We start from the raw sequence: 20483 nt of genomic DNA, 5'->3' as shown, positions 1-20483 counted from the left end.
AGGGGAGCATAGTGCATCGGAAGGTCACGCGACCGCCTCCCCTTGATGGTGCGCGCGTTCGATGCGTTCGACCAGGCCGTCCTTGAAGTGGATCACGGTGCGCGCGAAGGCCGCCATGTCGGGTTCGTGGGTGACCATCAGCACGGTGATGCCGCTGTCGCGGTTGAGGCTGGTGAGCAGCTGCATGATCTCCACCGAGCGTTCGGAGTCGAGGTTGCCGGTGGGTTCGTCGGCGAGCAGCACGTCGGGGCTGGTGACGATGGCGCGGGCGATCGCGACGCGCTGCTGCTGGCCGCCCGACAGCTCGGCGGGGGTGTGATCCCACCATTGCTTGAGCCCGACCTTGTCGAGCGCGGCGAGCGCGGCTTCGCGGCGTTCCTTTTTCGGGTCGCCGCGATAGAGCAGGGGCAGCTCGACATTCTCAAGCGCGGTGGTGCGCGCGAGCAGATTGAAGCCCTGAAACACGAAGCCGAGATATTTGCGGCGAAGCAGCGCGCGCTGGTCGCGGCCCAGCGTTTCGACATGCACGCCGCGGAAGCGGAATTCCCCGCCCGAGGGCACGTCGAGGCAGCCCAGGATGTTCATCGTCGTCGACTTGCCCGAGCCCGAGGGCCCCATCACCGCGACGAAGTCCCCCGCGGCGATGTCGAGGTCGACGCCTTTCAGCGCCTGGAACGCCGTAGGGCCGTCGCCATAGACTTTGGTGACGCGGCGCAGCTGGATGATCGGATCACCCGCCACGCTGTGCGCCTCCGCCGGCGCCGGCTCCCTGGCGGCGCTGGCCGCTACCGCCCTGGCTGCGCGCACCGGTGCTGCCGCTGGCGAGTTGGCCGGTGATGACCTTCATGCCCGGCTTGAGGCCGCCGCCGGTGATCTCGGTCACCGAACCATTGGTGTCGCCGATCGTGACCTGCACCGGCTGAGGCTGGTTCTCGGCACCCAGGATATACACGGTCTGTCCCGAGCTGCGCGTGACCGGTCCGGCCTTGGACGCGTCGTTGCCGCGGCGGGGGCGGCGCGGCGTGAGCGCGCCGGCGATGCCCCCTTGGCCCCCGCTCGCGGCCTGCCCCTGGGCGGCGGCGGCGGGCGTGAAGCGCAGCGCGGCGTTCGGCACGAGCAGCACATTGGGCTTGGCGCGCGTGACGATCTCCGCCGTCGCGGTCATGCCCGGGCGCAGCTGCTGGTCGGCATTAGCGACGCTGAGGGTGGCGGCATAGGACACCACCTGACCCGTGGTGGTGCTGGTGCTCGACGTCGTGCTGGAGCTCGATGCCGCCTGGGCCGACAGGTTGGAGCCGAGATCGACGCGCGTGATCGTCGCCGGGAAGGTCTTGCCCGGGAACGCGTCGACGGTGAAGCTGGCGATCTGGCCTTGCTTGACCGAGCCGACATCGGCTTCGTCGATCGCGACCTGCAATTCCATGGCCGACAGGTCCTCGGCGATCACGAACAGCGTCGGCGTGTTGAACGAGGCCGCCACCGTCTGCCCGGCATCGATCTGGCGCGCGAGCACGACGCCGTTCACGGGGGAGCGAATGACAGCCTTGTAGCGGCGAGTCTCGGTCGAGGAGAGCGCTGCCCTGGCGGAGACGACCTGGGCTTGCGCCGCCTTCAACGTCGCGACGGCGCGCTGCACGGCGGCGCGTGCCTGTTCCATCTCGACCTTGGCGGGGACGCGGCCGCCCGACAGGCGGCTGACTTCCTGGAGGCGCGACAACTGGGCCTGGCTCTCGGCCACGGTGGCCTGGGCCTGCTCGACCTGTGCCTGATTGGCGCCGAGCTGGGCGCGGCCCTGCGTGATCTCATCATCAAGCTGCGAGGTGTCGAGCACCGCCAGCGGCTGGCCCTTCACCACGCGGTCGTTGACGTCGACGCTGACCGTTTCGATCAGGCCGGAGAGTTCGGAGCCGACCTGGACCTGGTTGGTCGGGGCGAGCTTGCCCGTGGCGGAGACCGTGACCGTCAGATTGCCGCGTTCGGCCTCTTCGGTCGAATATTGGGTTTCGGCCGTCCCGCCGAACACGCAGCGCGTGAGCAGCAGGCCAAGGCCGACCACCACCAGCGCGATGACGATCCACTTCAGCCAGCGCCGCCACCACGGACGGGCCGGGGTGCCCAGGAAATCGTCGAGGTTCGGGTTGGGATCAGTTGCCATTGGCGGTGCTGCCTGTGGTGGGTGCCTGGGGCGTGGTGGTGCTGTCCCAGCCGCCGCCGAGCGACAGGTAGAGCTGGATCAGGGCGGTGGACTGGTCGGACCGGGCCTGAGTGAGCCCGTTCTGGGCGGACAGCAGCTGGTTCTCGGCCTGGTTAAGGGTCGTGAAGTCGGTAAGACCCGCGCGGTACTGAGTGCGCGCGAGGATCGCCTGGTTGTTGGATGCGTCGAGCGCTTCGCGGAAGTCGGCCACGCGCCGCTGTGCCGATTGGAGCGCGACGGCCGCATTCTCGATATCCTCGAGCGAGGTGAGCACGGTCTGCTTGTAGGTGAGGAACGCGCTGTCGGCAGCAGCCTGCGCGCTGCGGACCTGGCTGCGGGTGCGGCCCGCATCGAAGATGGTCTGGGCGACATTGGCGAACAGCCGCCCGGTCAGTACGTCGAACAGCGAGCTGAGCGCGGACGAGCCGGCATCGATGCTGCCGCCGATGGCGAATGAGGGGTAAAGCTGGGCCTGGGTGACGCCGATCTGAGCGGTGGCCGAGGCGAGGTTGCGCTCCGCCGCGCGGATGTCGGGGCGCTGGCGCAGGGCGTCGGCGGGAATGCCGGTGGCGACGGAGACCGGGCCGGTGGGGATCGGCTTCACGGCCTCCAGCTCGGCCTTGAGCGCACCGGGTGCCTGCCCGGTGAGCACGCCCAGGCGCGAGACGAAGCCGTTGTAATTGGCCTCCAGCGTGGGGATGGTCGCGGCGGTCTGCGCGCGCTGGGCACGCGCCTGTTCCTGGTCCAGCGTGGAGACGAGGCCGGCCTGTACCCGCCACTGCGCGATCTGGAGATTGTCCTCCTGAAGCGCGAGCGTCGCGCGGGCATTGGCGAGCTGCGCCTGGGCCGCGCGGGCGAGGACATAGTTGCGTGCGGTTTCGGCCTCGACCGAGATCAGCACCGAGGCATAGTCATAGCCCGCCGCTTCATAGCCGGCGCGCGAGGATTCCACCCCGCGCCGGACGCCGCCGAACAAGTCGAGCTGGTAGTTGGCGTCCAGGCCGAGCGAAAAGCTGTTGCTCGCGCCCTGCGAAAAGGACGTGACGGTGCCGTCGGGCAGCGTGACGGTGGTGCTGGCGCCGCGCAGCGGCTGGCTGCGCGAATAGCCGCCCGAGGTGCTGAGGCTGGGAAGCAGCGCGGCACGGGACTGGACCAGCGACTCGCGCGCCTGGCGAAGGCGCGTGACGGCCTGGGCGATGTCGAGATTGGCGGCCTGGGCACGCTCCACCAGCGCGGCGAGCTGGGGATCGTCGAACTTGCGCCACCATTGCGTCAGGTCTTCGCGCGCGCGCTGGTCTGCCGGCACTGAATAACGCTGCGGCACGCCGAGCTCGGCCGCGCTGCTGGGGCGATAATCGGGGCCGACCGAACAGGCGGCGAGCGGAAGCGCGGCGGCCAGAAACAGGAGGGAGGGGCGATGAGCCATAGCGCCGTACATGGTTTCGCCAGCGATTCAGTTCCACCGAATTAATGTCGCAGAATGTCGCAACGCCGCCGATTGATCGGGCGCGCGAAGTGCGGCAGCCTTGCCGGCGGAGGGGAGAGCGGGCATGTGGGTGGAGTTGGCATTGCTGATGGGCGCGGCGTTGCAGGCAGCGGCGCCGCCGCCGATCGAACCGCCGCCTGCCGGCAAGGCGCGGCTGGTGTTCTACCGCTCGGGATCCTTCTTCTTCGGCGCGCGCGGCTGTTCGGCCTATCTGGAGCAGGATAATCGCGCAGTGCGGATGGCGAAGCTGGGGCGCAGCGAGTTCGCGGTGCAGGATGTCGATCCGGGCGAGCGGGTTCTGTCGGGATCGAAGAGCCTGAAGCGGCCGCTGGTCATCGAGGCGAAGGCGGGCGACACCCGATACTTCCGGTGTGAGATCACCGGGATGAGCGGCGGTTCCCGGCTGGTGCAGGCGCACCGCGTGGAATTCGCGCGGTATCGGCCCCGGCTCGACGCGGCGCGTTGAACCCCGGGTTGCGAAGATCGCGTTCCTCGACCTAGAACCCGCGCCCGCAAGGAGAGTGAACGATGGCCGAGCTGTATCCCGTATCCGAAGAATGGGCGCGCCGCGCCCGCGTCGATTCGGCGGGGTATGACCGGCTTTATGGCCGCAGCATCGCCGATCCGGGCAGCTTCTGGCTGGAGCAGGCGAAGCGGCTGGACTGGATCAAGCGGCCCGAGATCGCCGGCGACTGGTCGTTCGACGAAGAGGACTTCCACATCCGCTGGTTCGGCGACGGCAAGCTGAACGTCGCGGCCAATTGCATCGACCGCCACCTGACCAAGCGCGGCAACGAGACCGCGATCATCTGGGAGCCCGACGAACCCTCGGAAGAAGCGCGGCGCTACACCTATCGGGAGTTGCACGCCGAAGTATGCCGCTTCGCCAATGTGCTGAAGGCGCAGGGCGTGGCGAAGGGCGACCGCGTCACGATCTATCTGCCGATGATCCCAGAAGCGGCGTTCGCGCTGCTGGCATGCGCGCGGATCGGTGCGGTGCATTCGGTGGTGTTCGGCGGCTTTTCACCCGAAGCGCTATCCGGCCGCATCACCGATTGCGACAGCAAGGTCGTCATCACCGCCGACGAAGGGCGGCGCGGGGGCAAGCGCGTGCCGCTAAAGGCCAATGTCGACGCCGCGGCCGCGCATGCGCCGGCGATGGAAACCGTGATCGTCGTCAAGGCGACCGGCGGCGACGTGACCATGCAGGCCGGGCGCGACGTCTGGTACCATGAGGCGGCGGCCCAGGTGCCCGCCGAGTGCCCGCCCGAGCCGATGGGCGCGGAAGACCCGCTGTTCATCCTCTACACTTCGGGTTCGACCGGAAAGCCCAAGGGCGTGCTGCACACCAGCGGGGGTTATCTGCTCTGGGCGAGCCTGACCCACGAGCTGGTGTTCGATTACCGGCCAGGACAGGTCTATTGGTGTGCCGCCGATATCGGCTGGGTCACCGGGCACAGCTACATCGTTTATGGTCCGCTGGCGAACGGGGCGACGACGGTGATGTTCGAAGGCGTGCCGACCTGGCCCGACGCCTCGCGCATCTGGCAGGTGGTCGACCGGCACCAGGTCGAGATTCTCTACACCGCGCCGACGGCGCTGCGCGCGCTGATGCGCGAAGGCGACCAGTATGTCACCGCCACGTCGCGCACGTCGCTGAAGCTGCTGGGCACGGTAGGCGAGCCGATCAATCCGGAGGCGTGGCGCTGGTACCATGACGTGGTGGGCGGCGGGCGGTGCCCGATCGTCGACACCTGGTGGCAGACCGAGACCGGCGGCCATCTGATCACGCCGCTGCCGGGCGCCACGGCGCTGAAGCCCGGATCGGCGACACTGCCGTTCCCGGGCGTCGATCCGCAGATCGTCGACGCCGAAGGACAGGTGCTGCACGGCGCGGCCGAGGGAAACCTGGTCATCGCGCGCAGCTGGCCCGGGCAGATGCGCAGCGTGTGGGGCGACCATGAGCGGTTCTTCCAGACCTATTTCACCACCTATCGCGGCAAATATTTCACCGGCGATGGCTGCCGCCGCGACGAGGATGGCTATTACTGGATCACCGGGCGCGTGGACGATGTGATCAACGTGTCGGGTCACCGCATGGGCACCGCCGAGGTGGAGTCCGCGCTGGTGCTGCATCCCAAGGTCGCCGAGGCGGCGGTGGTGGGCATGCCGCACGACGTGAAGGGGCAGGGCATCTATGCCTATGTGACGCTGAACGCGGGGGTGGAGCCTTCCGACGACCTGCGCAACGCGCTGCGCGACTGGGTGCGGCGCGAGATCGGGCCGATCGCGACGCCCGACGCGTTGCAGTTCGCGCCCGGGCTGCCCAAGACGCGGTCGGGCAAGATCATGCGGCGCATCCTGCGCAAGATCGCCGAGGGCGATGTGAGCAATCTGGGCGACATCAGCACGCTGGCGGATCCAGGGGTGGTCCAGCATCTGGTCGACACCCGCGAGGGGCGTGGCTGAAGCGCGCGTGAAGCCTGCAAGCCGTTGAAAGACGCAAGGACGTTTGCGATTGCGGAGCGCATTCCCCGCTGTTAGCCTTTGCTAATACACTTTGGTGGGGGATGCTGTACCGTGACTGTTAAGCGCTTGATTCTGCTGGCCGGAAGCGGCCTGTTCGCACTGGCCGCACCTGCCCTGGCACAGACCGCGGACGCCCCCAAGGCGCCGCGATACGGCAGCTTCGGCGTCGACCTGTCGGCGCAGAAGGCGCAAGTGAAGCCGGGTGACGATTTCTGGACGTTCGCCAACGGTGGCTGGGCCGAGCGCGTCCAGATCGCGCCCGACCGCGCTTCGGCCGGTTTCGGCACGCAGCTGTCGATCGAAGCCGAGCAGAATGTTCGCGGCATCCTGGACGACATGGCCAAGAACCCCGGCACCTATGGCGCGACCGGGCGCCAGGTCGGCGACTTCTATGCCAGCTGGATGGACGAGGCCGGGATCGAGGCCAAGGGCACCGCGCCGCTCAAGCCCTATCTCGCCCGCATCAATGGCGTGAAGAATCTTCAGGACCTTCAGGTGCTGTTCGCGAGCGTCGGCTATGCCTCGCCGGTCGAGCTCGGCATCCTGCCCGACCTTGCCGACCCGACCCGCTATACGGCGATGACCGGTCAGGGCAGCCTGGGCATGCCCCGCGATTATTATCTGGAAACGGCCAAGAAGTTCGCCGACTTCCGCACCGCCTATCGCGCCTATGTCCAGCGCGTCCAGGAACTCGCGGGTATCCCCAACGCCAGCGCCAAGGCCGACGCGATCGTCGCGCTGGAGACCACGCTGGCCAAGTCGCAATGGTCACCGGCGGAAAGCCGCGACATTGCCAAGCTGAACGATCCGCAGTCGGTTGCGGGGCTTGAAACCAAGGCGCCCCAATTCGATTGGGCGCTGATGCTCAAGACCGCCGGCATCGAAAAGGCGCCGACGATCATCATGGGCCAGAACACCGCCGTGGCCGCGGCGGGCAAGATCCTGACCGCGACGCCGCTCGCGACGTGGAAGGACTATCTGGCGTACCGGTTCGTCAGCGACCATGCGCAATATCTGCCCAAGGCGTTCGACGACACGCGGTTCGACTTTTATTCCAAGACGCTGGGCGGCGTGCAGGTGAAGCGCGATCGTTGGAAGCGCGGCGTGCAGATGGTCAATGGATCGCTGGGCGAGGCGGTCGGCCAGATCTATGTCGCCAAATATTTCCCGCCCGCCTCCGAACAGCAGATGGGCGAACTGATCGAGAATCTTCGTGCCGCCTATCAGGAGCGCATCCAGGGTTCGAGCTGGATGGACCCGGCGACCAAGACCGCGGCGCTGGCCAAGCTGGCGGCGTTCGAGCCGCGCATCGGCCACCCGGTGAAGTATATCGATTATTCGCCGATGAAGGTCGTGCGCGGCGACGCGCTGGGCAATGCAGTGCGCGCAAGCGAGTTCGAGCATCAGCTCCAGCTTCAGCGGTTCCCCAAGCCCGTCGACCGTACGCTGTGGGAGATGAACCCGCAGGAAGTGAACGCCTATTACAACCCGCTGTCGAACCAGATCACGTTCCCGGCGGCGATCCTGCAAGCGCCGTTCTTCGACCCCAATGCCGATGCCGCAGTGAATTACGGTGCGATCGGCGCGGTGATTGGCCACGAAATGGGTCATGGCTTTGACGACCAGGGCAGCCAGTTCGGCCCCACGGGCAAGTTCGAGAATTGGTGGACCGACGCGGCGAAGAAGGCGTTCGCCGAGCGCACGGCGGCACTGTCGACGCAATATGACGCTTATGAGCCGATCCCGGGCACGCGCATCCAGGGCAAGCTGACCCTGGGCGAGAATATCGGCGACCTGGGCGGCGTGGAAGCGGCGTATGGCGCGTACCAGAAGTACCAGGCCGAACACGGCAAGGCGCCGGTGATCGGCGGGCTTACCGGCGACCAGCGCTTCTTCCTGGCTTATGCCCAGGCGTGGCAGACCAAGCTGCGCGAGAACAGCCTGCTCCAGGCGCTGCGCACCGACCCGCATTCCCCGGCGATGTTCCGCGTGAACGGCATCGTCCGCAACGTCGACGCGTGGTACACGGCGTTCAACGTGAAGCCGGGCGACGCGCTGTACCTGGCGCCCGAGAAGCGCGTGCATATCTGGTAAGCGCTCGCGCGCCAGCCTGACCGAATGCGCCCCGGCAGCGATGCCGGGGCGTTTTCGTTGGGGCGTGCCTTTGTCGAACGACGGCGGTGCGGGCCCCCGTTCGCCCGCAGACGCCCAGCCCGGATTCGCAGGGAGTGCAGCATATTGGCGTCCGGTCCCCGCCCTTGTGCACCGGTCATTCTATAATGCGCCTGATGCCGCATGCGCGCGGATCGACTGGAGCATCGCGTGAATTTTTCCGACCTGCGTATCCCCACCAAGCTCAAACTGGGCTTTGGTATCGTTATTCTGATCTCGTTGATCGTCAGCACGATGGTGTTCCTGAACGCGCGCAGCATCGATGATGCGAGCTTCAAGAACGTGCGCGCCAACCGGCTGAACGCGACCGGCCAGAAGGCGATGGGCGATCTTGCCACCGCGCGCGCCGAGCTGGCGACCTTTGTGGTCAACCGCGACCCGGGTTCGCGCTCGCGCTTCGAAACCGCGACAAGCTCGTTCCAGGCCAAGATGGCCGAATATGAGAAGACCACCAGCGTGGAAGCGCAGCGCGAGCGGACCAAGAAGCTCCAGACGCTGGGCCGCGACTATACCAGCCGGGCCGAGGCGCTGTTCGCCATTGCCGCGAACCCCGCGCGCCAAAGCGAGGCGATCTCCACGCTGAAGACCGCCAATGACACGGGCGATATCGAATCGCTGGGCACCGAGCTGCTGCAAGTGGCGCAGGAGCGGATCGACGTTCGCACGGGGGAGCAGAACGCCGCTTATGACTGGACGGTGCAGCTGTTGATCTTTGGCGGTATCGCGGGACTGATCAGCTCGATGGGCATGGCCTGGCTGATGTCGAACCAGATCGGTGCGCCGGTGGCGGGCATCACCGCGGCAATGCGCCGCCTGGCCGAGGGCGACAACGAAGTGCCGGTCGAGGGTGCCGCGCGCAAGGACGAGATCGGGGCGATGGCTTCCGCGCTGCTGGTGTTCCGCGACCAGGCCGTGGCCAAGGTGAAAGCCGAGCGCCTGAAGGCCGATGCCGATGCCGAGCAGAACAGGCTGGTCACGTCGCTGTCCGACGGGCTGGACCGCCTGTCCAAGGGCGACCTGACCGCGCAGATCGAAGGCAATTTTTCGGCCGGGTACGACACCGTCCGCGCGAACTTCAACGAAGCGCTGACGAGCCTGCGCGCGCTGATCGGCGCCGTGAGCGAGAGCGCCGCCGCGATCCGCACCGGATCGGGCGAGATCGCCCAGGCGTCCGAAGATCTGGCGCGCCGTACCGAGGCGAATGCCGCTAGCCTGGAAGAAACCTCCGCCGCGATCACCCAGATGGATGGCAGGCTGAAGGCGACCGCACAGGCCGCCAACCGTACCGCGGTGCGCGCCGATGACGCCATCTCGACCGTGCGCGGCGGGCGCGAGATTGCGGACGAAGCCTTGCAGGCGATGACGCGCGTGAACGACAGCGCCAAGGGCATCGACAGCGTCATCGAGGGGCTGGACAAGATTGCGTTCCAGACTCGCGTTCTGGCGATGAACGCGGCGGTGGAAGCCGGACGCGCCGGGGAAGCCGGCCGGGGCTTTGCCGTCGTGGCCGACCTGGTGTCGGCGCTGGCGATGCGCGCCGAAGAGGAAGCGGGCCGGGCACGCGACCAGCTGACCGCGACGCAGACCGACATCGTCTCGGCGGTGGAAATGGTGCGGAAGGTGGACGGCGCGTTGGCCGACATCACCGGCGGCGTCGGCGAGGTGCACAGCCTGGTCAGCCAGATCGCGACCGACAACCAGTCGCAGTCGACCGCGGTCAGCCAGATCAGCGTCGCGATCGGAACGATGGACCAGTCCACGCAGCAGAATGCCGCGATGGTCGAGCAGACATCCGCCGCCGCGCGCAACCTGTCGAGCGAAGTGTCGGCGCTGGCCGAGCAGGCCGCCAAGTTCGATGTCGGCGCACAGCCCGCGCGCAAGCCGGCGCGGTCCGCGCCTGCCAAGGCGGCGTCGAGCTATGTCTCGCCGGTGAGGTCGCTGCCCGCGTCGATTTCCGCCCATGCCGGCGGGGATGACTGGGCGAGCTTCTGATCCAGCCGACGCGACGAGTCACGAAAGGCGGTGCCGGGAAGCCGGCGCCGCCTTTCGCCGTTTCAGTGCGCGCTGGCGCCGGCCGCGCCGATGCCGGTTTCAGAGCGGATGCGCTGCGCCGGATAGCCAGCCCGGTCGACTGCGGCGCGGCCGCTTGTGTCGAGGCGCGACACCAGCCAGATCGTGAAGAAGGCCGCGGGCATCGAGAAGATCGCCGGAGAGCCATAGGGGAAGATGGCCTGGGCGTTGCCCAGCACCGACACCCATACCGCCGGCGACAGGATGGTCAGGCCGAGCGCCAGCGACAGGCCGACCGCCCCGCCGGCTACGACACCGCGGGTGGTGCAGCCGGGCCATAGCAGCGACAGGATCAGCACCGGGAAGTTGGCCGAGGCGGCGAGCGCGAAGGCAAGCGAGACCATGAACGCGACATTTTGTTGTTCGAACAGGATGCCCAGGGCGATGGCGACGAGCGCGAGGACGAGCACGGTGACGCGCGACACGCGGAGTTCCGCCGCCTGATCGGCGCGGCCGCGGCGCAGGACGCTGGCGTAGAGATCGTGGCTGACGGCGGAGGCGCCTGACAAGGTGAGGCCCGCCACCACCGCAAGGATCGTCGCAAAGGCGACCGCCGAGACGAAGCCGAGGAACAGGTCGCCGCCGACCGCATGGCTGAGATGCATCGCCGCCATGTTGCCGCCGCCGCGCAACGCGCCTCCTGGCGTGAGGTAGGACGGGTCGGTCGCGACCAGCACGATTGCGCCGAAGCCGATCACGAAGGTCAGAATGTAGAAATAGCCGATCCATCCGGTGGCCCACAGCACCGAGCTGCGTGCCGCCTTGGCGTTGGGCACGGTGAAGAAGCGCATCAGGATGTGCGGCAGCCCGGCGGTGCCGAACATGAGCGCGAGGCCGAGCGAGAGCGCCGATACCGGATCCTTGATGAAGCCGCCTGGACCCATGATGGCGCGGCCGGCGGCCTGTGCCTCAATGGGCGTGGCGCCGGCGGCACTCGCGGCGGCAGTCTTCACTTCGATTGCGCGGGCGAACAGCGCCTCGGGCGAGAAGCCGAAGCGCCACAGCACAGCGGCGGCGATGAAGCTGGCAGCGCCGAGCAGCAGCACCGCCTTGACGATCTGCACCCAGGTGGTGGCGATCATGCCGCCGAACAGGACGTAGAGCGTCATCATCACGCCAACAATCGCGACGGCGTACGGATAAGGGAGGCCGAACAGCAGCCGAATGAGCTGCCCCGCGCCGACCATTTGGGCGATGAGGTAGAACAGCACCACGAGCAGCGTCGACACCGCGGCGAAGCAGCGCACTGGCGTCTGTGCGAAGCGGAACGACGCCACGTCGGCAAAGGTGTAGCGGCCAAGGTTGCGCAGGCGCTCGGCAATCAGGAACAGAACGATCGGCCAGCCGACCAGGAAGCCGATCGAATAGATCAGGCCGTCATAGCCATCCGCATAGATCTGCGCCGAGATGCCGAGAAAGGACGCCGCCGACATGAAGTCGCCGGCGATCGCCAGCCCGTTCTGGAAGCCGGTGATGCCGCCGCCGGCGGCGTAGAAGTCGGCAGCCGTGCGGGTACGGCGTGCCGCCCAGCGCGTGATTCCCAGCGTAATCGCGACAAAGGCCGCGAACATGGCGATGGCGGGCCAGTTGGTCGTGCCGTTCATGGGCGATGTTCCCCGGCAAGCGCGTCGACATCGTGGTCGAACTCAGCGTTCGCGCGGCGGACATAGAAGCCGGTCAGTGCGATCGCGACGGCGATGACGCCGAGCCCGAGCGGAATGCCAAGCGTCGTGGCGCCGCCCGCGATCGGCTGCGCCAGCAGCGGCTTGGCGAAGGCGACCAACAGGATGAAGCCGAGATAGGTGACGAGCATCAGCGCTGTGAGTAGCCAGCTTAGCCGGCCCCTGCGCCGTACCAGCCGCTGATAGCGCGGGTCGTGCGCCAGCCCCTCGATGCCGGGCTCTGTTGATGCCACCTGCCGTTCCCCTGCGCTGTTCTTGCGCCATTACGGCAGCCATGCCGATCGAAGGCAAGGGAATGTTTGGGACGGCGAGCAGGTGAAAGCCCCGCGATCTTGCGAGTGCGATATGTGTCCGCCAAGACACATGACCGATAATTATGCGGCGTTTGCGAGGGCTTTGGCGACTTCATGTTGCTGAAGTGGCGGGTCAGGCGCAGCATGATGTCGTTTATCGGTGCAGTGCAGCACCATTCAAATGGGGAAATTGATGAAGCGATCGTCCGTCACCGCGCGTGCCAGTGTCCTGGCCCTTGCCATCTCCGCCCTGGCGCTTCCGCTTGCCGCGCACGCGCAGGCAGCACCGGAGGAAACACCGCAGGAAGCAGCGGCCGAGACGGGTGAAGATGTGGTCATTACCGGTTCGCGCATTCGCCGCGATCCGTTGGACAACCCGTCGCCGGTAACGGTGGTGGACGATGCGGCAATCGCCAAGACGGGCCTGTCGTCGATCGCCGACGTGCTTCAGCGCATCCCGGCATCATCGGGCGGTCTCAATTCGAAGTTCAACAATTCGGGCAATTTCGGCAATCCGCCCGACGGCGGCGGCGTCGGCGCCGGTTCGGCGGCGATCGACCTGCGCTATCTGGGTGCCAAGCGCACGCTCGTGCTGGTCGACGGTCTGCGCTACGTCAACGGCGCCAGCGCCAGCGGTATTCCGGGCACGGTCGACCTGAACTCGATCCCCGATGTCATGATCGAGCGGATCGAGGTGCTGCAATCGGCAGCCTCGGCGCTCTATGGCTCGGACGCGATCGGCGGAGTGGTCAACATCATCACCAAGTCAGGGCAGAAGGGCTTCCGCGCCACCGCGCAATATGGCCAGTATCTGGGCGACAATGACGGCGACACCCAGAACTACCAACTGAGCTGGGGCGGCGGGAACGATCGGGTGACGCTGAACCTGGGCGGCTTCTACACCAAGCAGGATCCGGTCCGCGCGAGCGACCGTGAGATCTCGCAATTCGTCAATCCAGGCCAGACCAGCTGCACCGATCCGATCGGTGGATGCTCTGGCGCGGCAGTCAATGGCCGCATCCTGTTCAATCCGGGCAACCCGTCGCTGCCGGCAGGTGGCGTCATCACCGTGCGCAATGCGCCGCTGAACGGGCGTGGCGTGTATGACCCGACGCTGGTCGGCGGCGATTTCCGCGCATTCACCAATGCCGACCGGTTCAACTTCGCGCCGTACAATTACTTCCTCACGCCGAACGAGCGCTATGGCGGCTTCATGAATGCGCGGGCGGAGTTCTCCGACGCGTTCAACGTCCGGCTGAAGGCAACCTGGGCGCACCGCGAATCGCAGAACCAGGCCGCGTTCCTGCCGCTCAACATCGGCCCGGACGCGGGCAACGGCAATCTGCTCGACACGATCTCGGTCGACGCGACCAACCCGTTCAACCCGTTCGGTATCACGCTGAACTCGGGCGCGAACGGCCAGCCCGCGACCTACTCGCTGATCGGGCGTCGCCTGGTCGAGGCAGGGCAGCGCACCTACAATCAGAGCGTCGACACGCTGAGCGTGACCGGTACGATCGACGGCAAGTTCGACCTGTTCGGACGCAACTGGTATTATGACGCCAACGCGGTGTTCGGCTTCAACGACGCGCACCAGCTGTTCACCGGCAACCTCAACACCGCCCGGCTGGCGCAGGCGCTCGGCCCGGTCGACCAGTGCACCGGCGCCTGCGTGCCGTTCAACATTTTCGGCGGGCAGGGATCGATCACCCCGGCGATGCTGGCATTCGTGGCGTTCGACGAAAAGTCGCGCAGCTCGCAGGAGCTGCAGGACTATACCTTCAACGTCTCGGGCGAACTGTTCGACCTGCCTGGCGGGCCCGTGGGCGTCGCGTTCGGATATGAGCATCGCTACCAGCAGGGCAGCTTCACGCCGGATCCGATCATTCAGGCGGGCCTGGGCGCCGACATCCCCGCGCAGGCGGCCCGCGGATCGTTCGACGTCGACGAAGTGTATGGCGAGCTTCGCCTGCCATTGATCCGTGACGTGCCCTTCCTGCAACTGCTCGAGCTGAACGGCGCGGTGCGCCATTCGGACTTCTCCACCGCGGGCGGCAACACGACGCTGTCGGGCGGTGCGCTGTGGAAGCCGGTCAGCGACCTGCTGCTGCGTGCACAATATGCCGAAAGCTTCCGCGCACCCTCTATCGGTGAACTGTTCGGCGCGCAGTCGCGCTTCGACCAGACGCTGGACGACCCGTGCACCAGCGCGGCGGGCGGACTGTTCCAGAGCAACGCCACGGTGCGTGCCAACTGCATTGCGAATGGGGTGCCGGCGAGCGGCAGCTATGTCGAGCCGCAGGGCGGCCAGATCAGCGTGCTGACGGGCGGCAACGTCAATGTGAAGCCCGAAACTGCCGAGACCTGGGTCTTCGGCGGCGTGTACAGCCCGGCCTGGGCCCGCAACGGCTTTGCCAGCGCGCTGAGCCTGGAGGTGAATTACTACGACATCAAGGTGGATGGGGCGATCCAGTCGATCCCGGCAGAAGTGCTGCTGGGCCGTTGTGCGCAGGATGGCGATGCGCTGTCGTGCGCGGCGGTGCAGCGTACCCCGGCCGGTTTCATCTCGGCGATCAATGGCGTGCTGCTCAACACCGGCGGCGTCCGCACCCGCGGCGTGGACGCGACCTTCAACCTGCGCACGCGCCAGACCGGCGCGGGAACCTTCGGGCTGTCGGTCAGCGGCAATTACCTGCTGAAGTATGAGGAAACCGTGCCGGCGACCGAGGGGTTCACCAGCATCGATTACACCGGCACCGAGCGCGGCAGCCCCGACCAGGCCTATCCGCACTTCAAGGGCCAGGCGACGATCGATTGGGATATCGGCCCGGTCGCGATGGCGTTCACCGGGCGCTATATCGACAATGTCATCGAGAACCAGGGCGACAACACACTGGATAGCCGCTTCTATGCCGATGTGCAGGCGACGTTCCGGCCGAGCTGGATGGGTGAGCGCTTCGGGCTGAGCCTGGGCGTGAACAACCTGTTCGACAAGGATCCGCCGGCCTGCTTCTCGTGCAGCCTGAACAACTATGATCCGACGACCTACGATATCCCGGGCCGGTTCGGGTATGCCCGGCTGAGCTACGGGTTCTGATTGACTGAGGGGCAGGTGGTGGAAGCTGCCTGTCCCTTCATCCTTCCCTTGCAGGGGAGGTGGCGCGCGTAGCGCGTCGGAGGGGTGTCACCGTCTGCGGCGGTGTACTCCCTCGCGAGTAGCGAAACCCTCCGTCAGCCGTGCGGGCTGCCACCTCCCCTTGCAGGGGATTTCAGGCAAGGACAGACAACGGTGTCATTCCTGCAATCGGTTCGCGCGATGATTGCAATTGCAACACCTGCCTCCTCTCGCCAGATGTATCTATGATGTTGCGGTGCAACAATGATGCTGCGTACGAGGTTTGTGATGTTCTCTCTTCTGTCGATCTATCTTCAGTATCGCCGTCAGGTCGCGGCTGAGCGTCAGGCGCGTGCGACCGTGGCTGCGTTGCCGGTGCGTGCTGCCGCCGTGGCAAAGGCAGAGCTTCCGCTCGCTGCGTGAGGCCGTACGCCGCCGCATCTGCGGGAATGAAAAAGGGGGAGCGTTGCCGCTCCCCCTTTTCTTTTGTCCAGGCCCGGGGGCCGGGGCTTACTTCACCCCGTGCATCCAGTGCTTGAGCGGCCAGCTGAGCAGGAACAGCACCACGCCGAGCGCGATCGCCCAGAGTGAGATGGTGGTGAACACCCCCGTATAGGTATCCAGGCTGACCTTGAGGTTGGTGACCTGTCCGCCGACCGTTTCCACGCTGGCGAACTGGGCGATGATGCCCGCGACATATTGCGCGACCGAGATCGACAGGAACCACAGGCCCATCATCATGCCGACAATCCGCGCGATCGAGAGCTTGGTGATCATGCTGAGACCCACCGGCGAGATGCACAATTCGGCGAAGGAATGGACGAAATAGAGGCCGGCGAGCCACCACAAGGTGACCTTGAAGTTGGAGTCCGCGAACCCCGCGCCCCAGACCAGGACCAGGAAGCCGACGCCGACGCCGACCAGCGCGATCGAGAACTTGACCGGGATCGACGGCTCCAGACCACGGCGGGAAAGTGCACCCCACAACATGCTCATCAGCGGCGCGAGCAGGATGATGAAGGCCGCGTTGAAGAACTGAGTCTGGCCCGCGTTGATGCTGAACCAGCCGAACACCGACAGATCGGTGTTGCGGTCGGCGAACAGGGTGAGCGAGGAGCCGGCCTGTTCGAACAGCGTCCAGAACACGACGTTGAAGACGATCATCACCATGGCGGCGAGCATCATCTGGAACTCGCGCCGATCGCCCGAGACGAAGGACCAGACGAGGATCGCGGGCACGGCGACCAGGAAGGTGCCGAACAGGAGCTTGCCCATCACCGGGAGCGAGGCGATGTAGCCCAGGAAGCCCGAACCGGCGGCGGGCGCTTCCGAGTGCATCAGGTTGACGTAGAGGAAGTAGAAGACCGGCACGAAGGCGATCGCGCCGAGATAGATCCACAGCGGCGACTTGCCTACGGCATCGGCCGGGGTTTCGCCGAAGCCGGCGAGCTTGCCGCCATCGAACTGGATCAGCGCCCAGGACAGCAGCATGCCAATCGCGGCGAGGCCGAAGCCCGCCCACCAGCCGACCGCCTCGGCAAGCCAGGGGCACAGCAGCTGGGACAGGAACGACCCCATGTTGATGCCCATGTAGAAGATGGTGAAGCCGGTGTCGCGGCGGCGGTCTCCCTGGCGGTAGAGCTCGCCGACCATGGTGGAGATGTTGGGCTTGAAGAAGCCGTTGCCGACCGAGACGGCCGAAAGGGCGATCAGCAGCAGCGCGACGTAGAAGGGGTTGCGTTCGGCGTCCGACTGGAAGCCGCCCTTGGCGATCGTGCGGACAGGCGCGCCGTTTTCGAGCAGGGAGACGGTGCCGTCGTCATTGCCCTTGATCTGCTGGCGGCGCTCGCCATCGAGGAGGTAGCGGGTCTCGACGCCGTCCACCTGTTCGACCGCGACTTCGTAGCGCTGGCCGTCGATGGTCGCGAAGGGCTGCGACACCGGACCGCCGAAGCAGAGCGTGAAATAGCCGAGCGACATCAGGATCGCGCCGAACTTCACGGCGCGCTTGGAGCCGAGATAACGGTCGGCCAGATAGCCGCCGACCAGCGGGGTCAGGTACACAAGGGCAGTGAAGCCGCCATAGATGCCGGTCGCTTCGCGGTCGCCGAACACGAAATGCTTGGTGAGGTACAGCGTCAGCAGCGCGCGCATGCCGTAATAGCCGAAGCGTTCCCACATTTCGGTGGTGAACAGGCGGGCGAGCTGGCGGGGGTGGCCGAACCAGGTTTCTTCGGCGGCGGGATTGATATGGGTGATGTCCGGCTCTGCGCGAGAGTCGGCGGTTGGGGTGTCCACCATGCGGGGAGGTGCTCCGATACTGGGGTTCCGGGCGAACGCCCGGCGCATGGCGCGGCAAACTAGAGCGATTGTCGCGGGTGTAAAGCCGGCGATGTGCAGGGAAGCCCTTGAAGGGCAACGAGTGATACAACATATCACAGCGCTCTTTCCCGCACCGTGCCGCTTGGCCGCTGGTGCCGTTCAAGGATGACTGTGTTGCAAAGACAGACCTGGCTCGACGGGGCAGCGGCGAGCGTGTCGCTGCTGTGCCTGGTGCACTGCCTGGCATTGCCGCTGCTGATTGCCGCCTTGCCGGCGCTGAGCCAGGTGCTGGCGGTGCCCGAGGGGTTTCATCGCGGCGTGGCGCTGATCGCGCTGCCGGCGAGCAGCGTGGCGTTGCTGTCGGGTTTTCGGCGGCATCGCAGTGCACGGGCGCTTGCGCTGGCGGTGCTCGGGCTGGGCGCGATCGGCTGGGGGGCGTTCGGCGCGCAAAGCGCGAGCGCGGAACTGGTGGCAACGGTCATCGGCAGCGTGTTGGTGAGCGCGGCGCATGTGGTGAACTGGGCGCTGGCCCAGGCCAGGGCGCGGCACTGATGCTTGGCCTCCGGCGGCGCGGGGCCTAGGGAGGTGGGCATGTTCAACGATCGCTCGACGCCGCTTACGCTTCTCCAGACCCGCCGATCGGGCAAGCCGCGCGACATGGGCGCGCCGGGCCCGAGCCCCGAGCAGATCGAGGCGATAGTGCGGATCGCGGCGCGGACCCCCGATCATGGCAAGCTGGCGCCCTGGCGCTTCGTGATCGTGCCCGACGACCAGCGCCCGGCGCTGGCGCTCAAGCTGGTGGAGATCCTGCGCGCCGAAAAGCCCGATGCGACTGCGCGTGACGAAGAAGCCGCGGTTCAGTTCGTGACGCAGGCGCCGGGGCTGGTGGTGGTGCTGTCGGCACCGGTGATCGGACACAAGGTGCCGGTGTGGGAACAGGAGTTGTCGGCAGGGGCGGCGTGCATGAACCTGTTGCACGCCGCGCATGCATTGGGGTTCGTCGCCGGTTGGCTGACCGGCTGGGCGGCCTATTCGGACGCAGTGCGCAACCTGTTCGGAGAAGCGCCACAGCGTATCGCCGGGTTCATCTTCCTGGGATCGCCGCAGCGCGAATTGGAGGAGCGGCCACGTGGGGATCTGTCGCGGATCGTGCACCACTGGCGGGCCGGGGGTGGACCTGCCGCCTGAGTGCTGTATTATGCGGGCATGACAGCCCTGGAACATGAAGACTTGCCCGTGTACCTGAAGCTGCGGGCGATCATTTCCGCCGCCATCCTGCGCGGGCAATTTCGCGCCGGAGACCAGCTGCCTTCGGTGCGCGCGCTCGCCGCCGAGCATGGCGCCAACCCGCTGACGGTGGCCAAGGCGTATCAAAGCTTTCAGGACGACGGCTATGTCGAAGTGCGGCGCGGGGTGGGCATGTTCGTGCTCGCTGGCGCGGTGGAACGGCTGCGCGCCGCGGAGCGCGAGCGGTTTCTGACCGGCATGTGGCCGCGGGTGCGGGACCATATCGCGCTGCTGGGATTGGACGTGAACGAGCTCCTGGACCGCGAGACCGCCTGAGCGGGCACGCGGGCGCGCTGGGTTTCAGCAAAAGACAAGGGTTCGCGCCAAAGCCCGGAGAGAAGAAGGTAGGCGCAATGCCGCGGTAGCGGCTCTCCTCGATCTCGCGCAGGTTCGTGCGCTTGAGATGTCTCCCGAACGCGCCGCCAGGCGGGTCTCCGGGCCTCGGCGTGAACCGTTCTCTTCTCCAACTACGCATAAATCGATCTTGCCGGGTCCCTGCCGCCGCTTATGATCGCGCCATGCGGACGAGCGGGGATTTCGAGCGGGACGGCTATGCACTGGTCGAGGGGCTGGTGCCGGTGGAGGTGTGCCGCGCGTTTCTGCACCAGCTGAAGAGCGATGTGGAGCGCGGCGGAGGCAGCCTGAATCAGCTCACGCGTGGATCGAACCTGCTGAAGCGCGACGCGATCGAGCTGTATGGCTATCATTATCCACCGATGCTGGGGCTGCTCTGGGGGCTCACGCCAGTGGTGTCGCAGCTGATCGGGCGCGATTTGCTGCCGAGCTATGACTATTTCCGTATCTATCGCGAAGGCGATGTGTGCCGGGTCCATAGCGACCGCTATTCGTGCGAGGTGAGCATGTCGCTGACGCTGGATTATAGCGATGGCGTGGCCTGGGACCTGGAGATTGGCAGCGAGCCTGCCGAGCCCGGGCCGGCGGTGGAGGATAGCTGGGGCGCGGTGCCGTACCGGTCGGTCGCCATGCGGCCGGGCGACGCCATGTTGTACCAGGGCGTGACGCGGCGCCATGGGCGGACCACGCCCAACCCGAATTACTGGTCGGCGCACTTGTTCCTGCACTGGGTGACGCGTGACGGACCCTATGCGGCGAGCGCGTTCGACGGGAACGCCGCGAGCGTGCAGCCGGTGAACTTCAGCTTTCGGTGAGTTTCGGGCGCGCGAAGGCGCGAGACTTGGAAGAAGCCAGGAGTTCGCGCAGAGGCGCGGAGGCGCAGAGAAATGCCAAGCGGGGGTTCGGGAGACATCTCAAGCACCCGAACCACGCACAAGCTGGCTGAAAGCCGCTATTGCGCCATCGCTCTAACCTTCTT

Annotated in this window: 16 protein-coding genes; 10 read left to right on the top strand and 6 right to left on the bottom strand. The window is 66.6% G+C overall.

Going from position 1 to position 20483, the window contains the following annotated elements; all coding sequences use genetic code 11:
• Positions 1-24: 24 nt before the first annotated feature.
• Genes FHT02_RS07300 through FHT02_RS07290 form a run of 3 tightly spaced genes read right to left on the bottom strand, consistent with a single transcriptional unit; the run spans position 25 to position 3620 of the window.
• Positions 25-741 carry an ATP-binding cassette domain-containing protein gene (locus FHT02_RS07300; RefSeq protein ID WP_184086014.1) on the bottom strand — a complete coding sequence of 239 codons (717 nt, stop codon included), beginning with the start codon at positions 739-741 and terminating at the stop codon, positions 25-27.
• A complete protein-coding gene (locus FHT02_RS07295) occupies positions 731-2155 on the bottom strand; it encodes an efflux RND transporter periplasmic adaptor subunit (protein WP_184086012.1) in 1425 nt (474 codons plus the stop codon). The genes FHT02_RS07300 and FHT02_RS07295 overlap by 11 nt, the downstream gene beginning before the upstream one ends.
• On the bottom strand, positions 2145-3620 hold the full coding sequence (locus FHT02_RS07290) for an efflux transporter outer membrane subunit (protein ID WP_184086010.1): 1476 nt from the start codon (positions 3618-3620) through the stop codon (positions 2145-2147). The genes FHT02_RS07295 and FHT02_RS07290 overlap by 11 nt, the downstream gene beginning before the upstream one ends.
• Positions 3621-3744: 124 nt before the next feature.
• Here FHT02_RS07290 and FHT02_RS07285 point away from each other — a divergent pair, with 124 nt between their 5' ends.
• From FHT02_RS07285 to FHT02_RS07270, 4 genes are all read left to right on the top strand, one after another.
• Positions 3745-4146, top strand: coding sequence for a hypothetical protein (locus FHT02_RS07285; RefSeq protein WP_184086009.1), 402 nt, complete (start codon positions 3745-3747; stop codon positions 4144-4146).
• 62 nt (positions 4147-4208) lie between these two features.
• Complete coding sequence (gene acs / locus FHT02_RS07280) at positions 4209-6149, top strand: acetate--CoA ligase (protein ID WP_184086007.1); 1941 nt, start codon at positions 4209-4211, stop codon at positions 6147-6149.
• A gap of 111 nt (positions 6150-6260) precedes the next feature.
• Positions 6261-8303, top strand: coding sequence for a M13-type metalloendopeptidase (locus FHT02_RS07275; RefSeq protein ID WP_184086005.1), 2043 nt, complete (start codon positions 6261-6263; stop codon positions 8301-8303).
• 228 nt (positions 8304-8531) lie between these two features.
• Complete coding sequence (locus FHT02_RS07270) at positions 8532-10373, top strand: HAMP domain-containing methyl-accepting chemotaxis protein (protein ID WP_343056857.1); 1842 nt, start codon at positions 8532-8534, stop codon at positions 10371-10373.
• Between the two features lie 62 nt (positions 10374-10435).
• Here the strand turns inward: FHT02_RS07270 and FHT02_RS07265 are convergent, their stop codons facing one another.
• A complete protein-coding gene (locus FHT02_RS07265) occupies positions 10436-12055 on the bottom strand; it encodes a cation acetate symporter (protein ID WP_184086001.1) in 1620 nt (539 codons plus the stop codon).
• A complete protein-coding gene (locus FHT02_RS07260) occupies positions 12052-12366 on the bottom strand; it encodes a DUF485 domain-containing protein (protein ID WP_184085999.1) in 315 nt (104 codons plus the stop codon). Before FHT02_RS07260 ends, FHT02_RS07265 begins: the two co-directional genes overlap by 4 nt.
• A gap of 253 nt (positions 12367-12619) precedes the next feature.
• Between FHT02_RS07260 and FHT02_RS07255 the strand changes: the two genes are divergently transcribed.
• A complete protein-coding gene (locus FHT02_RS07255; RefSeq protein ID WP_184085997.1) occupies positions 12620-15523 on the top strand; it encodes a TonB-dependent receptor domain-containing protein in 2904 nt (967 codons plus the stop codon).
• A 306-nt stretch (positions 15524-15829) separates the two neighbouring features.
• Complete coding sequence (locus tag FHT02_RS21875; protein ID WP_281393060.1) at positions 15830-15964, top strand: hypothetical protein; 135 nt, start codon at positions 15830-15832, stop codon at positions 15962-15964.
• Positions 15965-16051: 87 nt separating this feature from the next.
• Here the strand turns inward: FHT02_RS21875 and FHT02_RS07250 are convergent, their stop codons facing one another.
• Positions 16052-17842, bottom strand: coding sequence for a peptide MFS transporter (locus FHT02_RS07250; protein ID WP_184085995.1), 1791 nt, complete (start codon positions 17840-17842; stop codon positions 16052-16054).
• A gap of 195 nt (positions 17843-18037) precedes the next feature.
• Here FHT02_RS07250 and FHT02_RS07245 point away from each other — a divergent pair, with 195 nt between their 5' ends.
• From FHT02_RS07245 to FHT02_RS07230, 4 genes are all read left to right on the top strand, one after another.
• Entirely contained in the window at positions 18038-18415 is a 378-nt protein-coding gene (locus FHT02_RS07245; protein WP_184085993.1) for a MerC domain-containing protein, read from the top strand.
• A 39-nt stretch (positions 18416-18454) separates the two neighbouring features.
• The gene (locus FHT02_RS07240) at positions 18455-19051 is read left to right on the top strand and encodes a nitroreductase family protein (protein ID WP_184085991.1); all 597 of its coding nucleotides are present in this window, start codon (positions 18455-18457) and stop codon (positions 19049-19051) included.
• A gap of 18 nt (positions 19052-19069) precedes the next feature.
• Positions 19070-19426, top strand: a complete 357-nt coding sequence (locus tag FHT02_RS07235) for a GntR family transcriptional regulator (protein ID WP_184085989.1) — start codon at positions 19070-19072, stop codon at positions 19424-19426.
• 242 nt (positions 19427-19668) lie between these two features.
• Positions 19669-20319 carry a hypothetical protein gene (locus tag FHT02_RS07230; protein ID WP_184085987.1) on the top strand — a complete coding sequence of 217 codons (651 nt, stop codon included), beginning with the start codon at positions 19669-19671 and terminating at the stop codon, positions 20317-20319.
• The last annotated feature ends 164 nt before the right edge of the window (positions 20320-20483 follow it).

Source organism: Sphingomonas xinjiangensis (assembly GCF_014199255.1).
In the GTDB taxonomy this organism is placed as follows: Bacteria; Pseudomonadota; Alphaproteobacteria; order Sphingomonadales; family Sphingomonadaceae; genus Sphingomonas; species Sphingomonas xinjiangensis.
The sequence above is the reverse complement of the archived record's forward strand: the minus strand, read 5'-3'. Positions and strand labels throughout refer to the sequence as shown.